Source organism: Microcoleus sp. PH2017_05_CCC_O_A, assembly GCF_020738785.1.
Classification (GTDB): domain Bacteria; phylum Cyanobacteriota; class Cyanobacteriia; order Cyanobacteriales; family Microcoleaceae; genus Microcoleus.
Window position 1 is genome coordinate 1 of the sequence record NZ_JAEQCB010000280.1, and the last position, 6,955, is coordinate 6,955.

Consider the following 6,955-nt stretch of genomic DNA (forward strand, 5'->3'; position numbering starts at 1 on the left):
GCCGAAAATGATTTCTGGGATTTTGATTGGGAATTGGAACATCTCCAAATTTCAGATAATGAATTAGTAATTTTATTGAATATTCTAGCATTTGTGACGACTTAGAATAACAAAGAGTTTTTCTTTTTAGCCGAGCCAAGTAATGTCTGAGTCTTGTATTTTCACCCTCAACTCTGGTCATATAGGTTTTGCTGATAATTTGATCTCCCTCCGGCACAAACATTGGGTAAACTTTCCAGCCATCTGTCACATAAAAATAGCAGTTCCATTTACTAACAATCTCCCATAGAGGTTCAAAAGTTTTGGCGCTATGGTCGCCCAAAACCCATCCTAAAATACCTGGCTTAAAATGGTCTACCGCTGTCCACAGCCAGGTTTTGTTTTTTTTTGAACCGACAAATGTTTGTAACTCATCTAATTCTCCAACGGCAGGAGTCGTTTCTGGAGCGTAACAATTTGGCAAGAGTTCTCCAGCTTGTTTTACCCAATTAATAATTGTAGTATGATGTACATTTTTGACTCTTTCAATGGCTCGAAAACCCATGCCATTAACATACATTTTGAGACATTCGCGTTTCACTTCTTCCGAGTATCCTCTTTGAGATTGATAATCATTTACAAATTGTCTTTTACATCTGACGCAAATATAATTCTGCTTGCCTTTTTTGTGACCATTTTTATTGATATGAGTAGACTGACATTCCGGGCATTGCATAATATTCCTTTTAAATGTGTGTGATTTGTGACGCTCCGACGACCATTTCATCATACCCTAGTTCAGCAACGCCCCCTGGTGGCGATGTACCGATGACTACAGGTGTTTGCACGGATGTCATAATTCGCGCATTTCGGCAAGTAAAAGTGGATCTGCAACAAGAGGTACATCAAGATATGCAGCAGAACTTTGTCGCATATCCAAAAGATTGGAATTTGACCAACACAGATCCGAATATCGACCATCGCCGAGTTCCTAATTTGATGGTATTTTTTGAACGAAAAGGTAAATCGTTACCTGTTACTCGAAATGCAGATAATTATCAACCGGGTGATGTAGTAACATGGAATCTAGGTGGAGGTGAGTCTCATATCGGGATAGTTAGCAACGTGCGATCGCCTTCGGGAAGATTTGCGATCGTTCACAATATCGGTGCAGGGACTAAATTGGAAGATGTCCTCTTCAATTGGAAGATTATCGGGCATTATCGATATTTTTGAGTAGCATCGAAAATCGATCGCACTTTACTCCCAAATATCTCCCTCAATCAATCTCCTCAAGCGGCAACTTTTTCTCGATTCTCAACTCTTCCCTAGTTTGTTCGATAATTTCCAGTAACTCAGGATTGGCGATGGATGAAACTAACTGCGAATCCGCAGCAGCCAAAGCAGCGCGCAGCTTGGGGGAAGTGAGTGTAGGATATTTCTCTAAAACTTGCTCTTCTGTCCATCCCGCCGCAAACAGCCCCAACAGGAATTCTACAGACAATCGAGTTTCTGGCGCTGGTGGTTGAATTGTTGAAGTTTTCGGGTTGGGATGAATGAGCTTTCGCCAGTCCATTGTTTTAGTTAAACGATTTGGGAAGACTTCGCCGATTATACTGCATTTGGGCACAGTATAAATACGGAGACTGTTAACTCACTCTGTAACTTGATACCGCAGCTCATTTCCCGATTTTGTAATTAAATTGTTATGGCGATCGCAGTGTGGCACTTTCTTATAGACTAGACTGGTAGGGTGTCGATCGGGCGATCGTCCTTTTTCGTTTTGTCAGTTTCAATAGCAAATCGCGTTAACGAAGCCCTAGAAGACGATCGCACTCCAATCTCCACCCACTGTGTAACCCACCGTGCAACTCACAGTACAACTACTTTAACTTCTTAAAACTATGGGAAAAAAGTCGAAAGCCAAAAAATCCCAGGTCAAAAAATCCACTTTACTGTCCCAGCGACTCCAAGAAGCCCTCGATCGAGGCTGTAAAGTTTGGATTAAAACAAATAATAGTAGTTTCGGCGGCATCCCGATTAATTTGTTCGGGGAGTTTGCAGAACTTTTGGTGATAGTTCCCCCTAACGAACACGGGGAAAATACCGATGCTTACGGACAAGTTACGTGGTTGATTCGACTTTCTGATATTATTGCACTCGCCTATCCTACTGAATACTGGTCTAAAGATAGATTAGAAAGTTTGCTGCCGCCGGATGCAGTTACCTCTGAAGTAGGAGATTAATTGGGTAAGGTGCGCTGCGGCGCACCCTACTGGTTTGTAGTGAGGACTTTAGTCCTTCTTTCTGCGGACTAAAGTCCTCACTAGAAACCATTTTTCTCGCGTAAATAAACGGACATAATATGGCTATTTTCTCAGCTATTTTACAAGAGAAAATATACACCACTCCGACAAAAATTCATCATTCAATTACTTGTTGCAAGCTGAAAGCTGAATTTTACAGTTGCCTCCTTCCAGTTCGCTGCAAGCAGCGAGAGCTTGAGCTTCTGCTGCTGCTTTATCATCGCCCCAGCCCGCACCTGCTCCTCCTTTGCCTACTGAGATCGCTCCACAATTATTGGTATTAGAGGTCAGCGCTTGGCAATCGTTAGCCCCACCACTTTGTTGATTGCAGGCGGCTACTGCTGCATCTAGTGCTTCTTTCTCTGTACCATGATCCCAACTAATACCGGTGGCGTCAGAAGTCGGAGAATAAGCAGTAGCTCCATGAGTGTTCTGAGCTTTAGCTACTTGGGCAGAGCCAACAATAGGAAGTGTCAGACTTGTCACTACTACTAACTTAAAACAGAGTTTTTGCAGCATATTTACTTGATATTTTTACAACGTTAACTTTGAATACTTGCTCAATATTATATTCGGAATTCCCTTGATGTCAAGATTGTTAGTAAATGTTTATATTCTCTTAGTTTATATGCAGATCGTGTAAAAACAAGTAAAATTACCAGAAAGAATTGGTTGAAAGCCTCTCCCCGATAGGGAGAAATTAAAATCAGACTATTCATTACTCCAATCCTCTTCCTTCTAGGTAAAGGTCGCTCTTAAACTGTCAACTGTCAACTGTCAACTGTCAACTGTCAACTGTTGAAGGAGGTCACTTCAATGGCAGATATCCGCAAGATTATCAGCCAACTCGCGGCCCAAGAAGGGGAACTGCTCGATACTCAATTCCTGGCTCCTTGCGTTCGAGGGGGAAGGGTGCGGACAAAGATAGGTGGGATGATTTATACTTTTCAATTGCAGCAGCGCAAGTTTGAAGGATGGGCTATTTTGGAGCCAATTAATGATAAAATTGCTGCTGTAGTTGAGGAACCTAGTTTGCCACAAGTCGCCGAGTATTTGCAACTGCTTGTACCGATTCGCTTGCAATTAGCTCGCGTGCTGCAAGGGCAAACTTGGCTGGCCTATCCTGTTAACGAGTCTGATGCTAAACAGCGCGTGGGTTTTGCTAAACCTGTAGCAGTACATTTAGTGAGTGAAAGCTCCCAGTTCGAGCAGATTGTGGCGCGGTGGGACGGTAATTGTTTGTGGTTTGAAGAGATTGATCGGCGCGCCGATCCGCTGCTGTGTGAGGAGTTGAAAGATGCTTTGAAAAAGTTGATTTTGCCTCAAGAAGTTCGCTTTAAAGGAATGACGCCGGAAATGCGAATTGTTTAGGGCGGCGGTGAGTTGCGGGATTTTAGCGATCGCGCTGATTATTGGTTGGTTGAATGGACTAGCGCTAGTGGAGAACATCATAGTTCGGCGATCGCCAAAAATGACTTAACAGTTATGAGTTCTGGTATTTGTCTCAGTGGCTTGGACAAAGATTTCGACTTGCAGTCATTAGTCGGAGTAGTCGAAAATCGATAAGCTTTACAGCATTTAATTTGTACGTCTGGGGCGGGCTAGAAGCCCACCCCACAAGACTTTGAGATTTTTTGCCCTAAAAAATTCAAGGCAGAATAGCTGAGCAATTCCCAATTCCCAATTCCCAATTCCTAACTGTCAACTGTCAACTATCAACTGTCAACTGTCATGAGTATATTTTTTCACGAACAACTTTACCGAAGTGCCGCAGTGATGTCGCTGATTAAAAATTTCCCGGTAACGGTGTGCGGCGCGGGGGCTTTGGGTGCGAATATTGTAGAGAGTCTGGCGCGATCGGGATTTTGCCAGTTAAGAGTCGTCGATCGCGATCGCATCGAAGAGCGCAACCTTTCCACTCAACCATATTATCGATCGGACATCGGCGCCTTCAAAGCCAAAATTCTCGCCAACCACCTCTATCGCGCTTTGTCAGTCAGCATTGACGCGCACTCAAAGGAATTGACACCCGCTAATGTCGATCGACTGCTTGCCAACAGCGCCCTGGCGATCGATACTTTTGATAACAGCATCGGGCGGCAAGCAGTCAAAGATTACTGTGCGAGTGCCTCCATTCCCTGCGTGCACGTCGGATTAGCCGCCGATTACTCCGAAATAATTTGGAACCAACACTATCGGGTTCCTTCCGCCGCCAATGATGACGTTTGCGATTACCCGCTGGCGAGAAACTTGGTAATGCTGACAGTTTCTGTAGCGTGCGAAGTAATTGTTACCTTTGCTGCAACCCAAGAGCAACAAAATTTAACTTGCACGATCAAAGATTTTGCAGTAAAGCCACTTATATTGTAGAATGTCGGTTGACTGTTGCCAGAAACCCGGTCAATCGAGATTGGACGCCTCCATCCCAGAAACCCGGTTTCTCACTCTCAAACAATTGTCAGTCGATTTTAGATTTTAGATTTTAGATTTTAGATTGACTCTCGGATTGAATCTGGGAGCTTCAACAAAATTCTAAAATTTTGAGATCGTCCACGACTTTAGTCGGTGGCTTTTACCCGTTTGTTGCGGGTCAAACTTGCAGAAAACGCTTGAGAAAATTAACAGGGAAAGTATGGTTGGATCGCAGACTTTTTATTATTTACTAGCAGTTCTCGGCATATTAGTTTTGACAGGCGCCAATGCAGCCACTTATTCAGGGGGCGCCGGCGACAAAGTTTGCCACACTAATGATTGCCACGAACCAGAAGTTAGATTCCATAAAAGGATTTTAAAACACGGATCGAGAGGCGAAGATGTGAGGAAACTGCAAAAATTGTTAAACGCCCGCGGTGTGTGTCCAGAACCGATCGCACTTGATGGCATCTTTGGTAGAACAACCCTAGATGCAGTGAAAATATTTCAGCGGGAAGCCAACCTTCCTGTAGACGGAATTGTGGGAGGAAAAACTTGGGACAGACTGTTTACCAGTTCGTAAATTTAAGTACCGGACAGCAAAAGTTCCTAAGTCAGTCGATTTTAGATTGTAGATTTTAGATTTTAGATTTACTCGATAACAGATGAATCTGGAAGCTTAAACTCTGTAATCTAATTTTTTTTCTCCACCCTCGATAGCGTCGGAAAGTAAGTACCTGTGTTGGCGCGGATTCATATTTGGTAATCATTAACCCCTGCAATTTGTAGTTGCACATCAAGTAGATTTTGTGCAACTACAGATACCTAAATTGCCATCAATAATCAATGGCTAACTAGATTAATAATGAATGAAGTTTTAGATTTTTGGTTTGGTCGATCGAACTCTCCAGAATTTGGTAAAGTTCAAAAGAAGTGGTTTGAGAAAGATGCCGATTTTGATACGGAAGTGCGATCGCTATTTCTAGCAGAATACGAACTAGCAGCATCCGGTAAACTCTACTCCTGGCAAGATTCCCCGGAAAACTGCCTAGCATTAATCATACTGCTCGATCAATTTCCGCGCAATATGTTTCGCGAAAATCCCCAAGCCTTCGCCACAGACAGCAAAGCCTTAGCCGCCGCCCAACACGCTGTTAACAATAACTTCGATCGCGAATTGTTGACTGTACAAAAGTGGTTTATCTACTTGCCTTTTGAACACAGCGAAAACTTAGAACACCAGGAAAAATCTGTGGAATTATTTCGCCAACTCAGCGGCGAACCTGACAGCAATTCCGTCATTGATTTTGCAGTGCGGCATTTTAAAATCATCGAGCGTTTTGGTGTGTTTCAAACACCAAGAACATATAGATAAGCTTTCAACTAAATGCCCGCCACTGGACTATGAACCGCAAGAAATGCTGGCTTTTAGATTTGTATTTGAGCCCAATGATGAACGAGCTATTAATAACTTTAAACCGGTGCTGATAATAACTCCGCAGCGCAACCTAAAACCAGAAACTGAAGCTACCAGGTGTCAAGGTTATGCGCTATCATTATTTGATACCAGGGAAAATGCCGAAAACCGTTATTTAAAACTAACAAAAAAAAGAAAAAAACTGCGCGATTCTCTGGGGACTCACATAGCAGCAGGAGCGATCGACAAGACAGATGGAGTTGTCTCCAAAATAGATGATAACGGTCACTTGAGCCTACATGAGTTTGCTAATGCTGATTTGGCAGCAAAATTTGTAATAACATCTTGTTTATTGTAAGGTAAAAAAAAGTGGAACAATTAATAGGATTTAAACTAAGTAAATTTCCTTTATCTCTTAGAAGCATAGTCAATTTAGAGTATTTCGACGGCCCCCTGCTATCGCTTTTTGAGAATGAATACGGCGATAGCTATCTTTATTCTTGGTGCGATGTAGATAATTTGTACAATCGCTGGTTGGTTTTCAGAGTTGCACAACCAACTCTCAAGCTTTACATAGAGGGACAAGTTTCATTTCACCAGTTAATTGTAAATCCTGTTGACGGATTTCTATATTCATTAGATATAGACAATGCTTTACAGGTGAAAAACACTTATTTAATCCTGCCTGAGAATTTACCGGAAATCTACTTGCCAGAAACAGATTCCTATTACGAACTGTCTGATTTAAATCGCGAAACAGCGGCAGAAGATAAGTTGTTAATTTTTCAAAAAGTTTCCGGTGAATCTCAACTTAGCAAGGTTTGAAGCTGATTAAACAGCC

12 protein-coding genes are annotated in these 6,955 nt (G+C 42.5%); 9 read left to right on the plus strand and 3 right to left on the minus strand.

The annotated features are described in order from the left end of the window. Positions 1 to 715, minus strand: a 715-nt coding sequence (locus JGK20_RS33760; RefSeq protein ID WP_293233761.1) for an IS1 family transposase, incomplete at its 3' end; no start/stop codon positions are given. Positions 716 to 807: 92 nt separating this feature from the next. Between JGK20_RS33760 and JGK20_RS33765 the strand changes: the two genes are divergently transcribed. Next, positions 808 to 1,215 carry a DUF1287 domain-containing protein gene (locus JGK20_RS33765; RefSeq protein WP_293233753.1) on the plus strand — a complete coding sequence of 136 codons (408 nt, stop codon included), beginning with the start codon at positions 808 to 810 and terminating at the stop codon, positions 1,213 to 1,215. A gap of 43 nt (positions 1,216 to 1,258) precedes the next feature. Here JGK20_RS33765 and JGK20_RS33770 read toward each other — a convergent pair whose 3' ends face one another. Then, positions 1,259 to 1,555 (minus strand): DUF433 domain-containing protein, encoded by a 297-nt coding sequence (locus tag JGK20_RS33770; protein ID WP_293185013.1) that lies wholly within the window; start codon positions 1,553 to 1,555, stop codon positions 1,259 to 1,261. Between the two features lie 328 nt (positions 1,556 to 1,883). On the opposite strand from JGK20_RS33770, the gene JGK20_RS33775 reads away from it, so the two are divergent. Next, entirely contained in the window at positions 1,884 to 2,225 is a 342-nt protein-coding gene (locus tag JGK20_RS33775; RefSeq protein WP_293185015.1) for a hypothetical protein, read from the plus strand. Positions 2,226 to 2,411: 186 nt separating this feature from the next. Here the strand turns inward: JGK20_RS33775 and JGK20_RS33780 are convergent, their stop codons facing one another. Beyond that, positions 2,412 to 2,804 carry a DUF4189 domain-containing protein gene (locus tag JGK20_RS33780; RefSeq protein WP_293185016.1) on the minus strand — a complete coding sequence of 131 codons (393 nt, stop codon included), beginning with the start codon at positions 2,802 to 2,804 and terminating at the stop codon, positions 2,412 to 2,414. 297 nt (positions 2,805 to 3,101) lie between these two features. Between JGK20_RS33780 and JGK20_RS33785 the strand changes: the two genes are divergently transcribed. From JGK20_RS33785 to JGK20_RS33810, 7 genes are all read left to right on the plus strand, one after another. Next, a complete protein-coding gene (locus JGK20_RS33785; protein ID WP_366039862.1) occupies positions 3,102 to 3,656 on the plus strand; it encodes a hypothetical protein in 555 nt (184 codons plus the stop codon). A gap of 12 nt (positions 3,657 to 3,668) precedes the next feature. Then, positions 3,669 to 3,851 (plus strand): hypothetical protein, encoded by a 183-nt coding sequence (locus JGK20_RS34760; protein WP_366039864.1) that lies wholly within the window; start codon positions 3,669 to 3,671, stop codon positions 3,849 to 3,851. A gap of 165 nt (positions 3,852 to 4,016) precedes the next feature. Next, positions 4,017 to 4,655 (plus strand): ThiF family adenylyltransferase, encoded by a 639-nt coding sequence (locus JGK20_RS33790; RefSeq protein ID WP_293233755.1) that lies wholly within the window; start codon positions 4,017 to 4,019, stop codon positions 4,653 to 4,655. Between the two features lie 262 nt (positions 4,656 to 4,917). Continuing rightward, positions 4,918 to 5,280 carry a peptidoglycan-binding domain-containing protein gene (locus JGK20_RS33795; protein WP_293185020.1) on the plus strand — a complete coding sequence of 121 codons (363 nt, stop codon included), beginning with the start codon at positions 4,918 to 4,920 and terminating at the stop codon, positions 5,278 to 5,280. 282 nt (positions 5,281 to 5,562) lie between these two features. Continuing rightward, positions 5,563 to 6,072, plus strand: coding sequence for a DUF924 family protein (locus tag JGK20_RS33800; protein ID WP_293233757.1), 510 nt, complete (start codon positions 5,563 to 5,565; stop codon positions 6,070 to 6,072). 43 nt (positions 6,073 to 6,115) lie between these two features. Then, the gene (locus JGK20_RS33805; RefSeq protein WP_293233759.1) at positions 6,116 to 6,472 is read left to right on the plus strand and encodes a hypothetical protein; all 357 of its coding nucleotides are present in this window, start codon (positions 6,116 to 6,118) and stop codon (positions 6,470 to 6,472) included. An 11-nt stretch (positions 6,473 to 6,483) separates the two neighbouring features. Beyond that, entirely contained in the window at positions 6,484 to 6,939 is a 456-nt protein-coding gene (locus JGK20_RS33810) for a DUF6575 domain-containing protein (protein ID WP_293185023.1), read from the plus strand. Positions 6,940 to 6,955 lie beyond the last annotated feature (16 nt).

What these genes read in the sequence shown, in the direction of transcription:
- JGK20_RS33765 (WP_293233753.1), top strand. Translation starts at nt 808, where the DNA reads ATGACTACAGGTGTTTGCACGGATGTCATAATTCGCGCATTTCGGCAA.
- JGK20_RS33770 (WP_293185013.1), bottom strand. Translation starts at nt 1,555, where the DNA reads ATGGACTGGCGAAAGCTCATTCATCCCAACCCGAAAACTTCAACAATT.
- JGK20_RS33775 (WP_293185015.1), top strand. Translation starts at nt 1,884, where the DNA reads ATGGGAAAAAAGTCGAAAGCCAAAAAATCCCAGGTCAAAAAATCCACT.
- JGK20_RS33780 (WP_293185016.1), bottom strand. Translation starts at nt 2,804, where the DNA reads ATGCTGCAAAAACTCTGTTTTAAGTTAGTAGTAGTGACAAGTCTGACA.
- JGK20_RS33785 (WP_366039862.1), top strand. Translation starts at nt 3,102, where the DNA reads ATGGCAGATATCCGCAAGATTATCAGCCAACTCGCGGCCCAAGAAGGG.
- JGK20_RS33790 (WP_293233755.1), top strand. Translation starts at nt 4,017, where the DNA reads ATGAGTATATTTTTTCACGAACAACTTTACCGAAGTGCCGCAGTGATG.
- JGK20_RS33795 (WP_293185020.1), top strand. Translation starts at nt 4,918, where the DNA reads ATGGTTGGATCGCAGACTTTTTATTATTTACTAGCAGTTCTCGGCATA.
- JGK20_RS33800 (WP_293233757.1), top strand. Translation starts at nt 5,563, where the DNA reads ATGAATGAAGTTTTAGATTTTTGGTTTGGTCGATCGAACTCTCCAGAA.
- JGK20_RS33805 (WP_293233759.1), top strand. Translation starts at nt 6,116, where the DNA reads ATGCTGGCTTTTAGATTTGTATTTGAGCCCAATGATGAACGAGCTATT.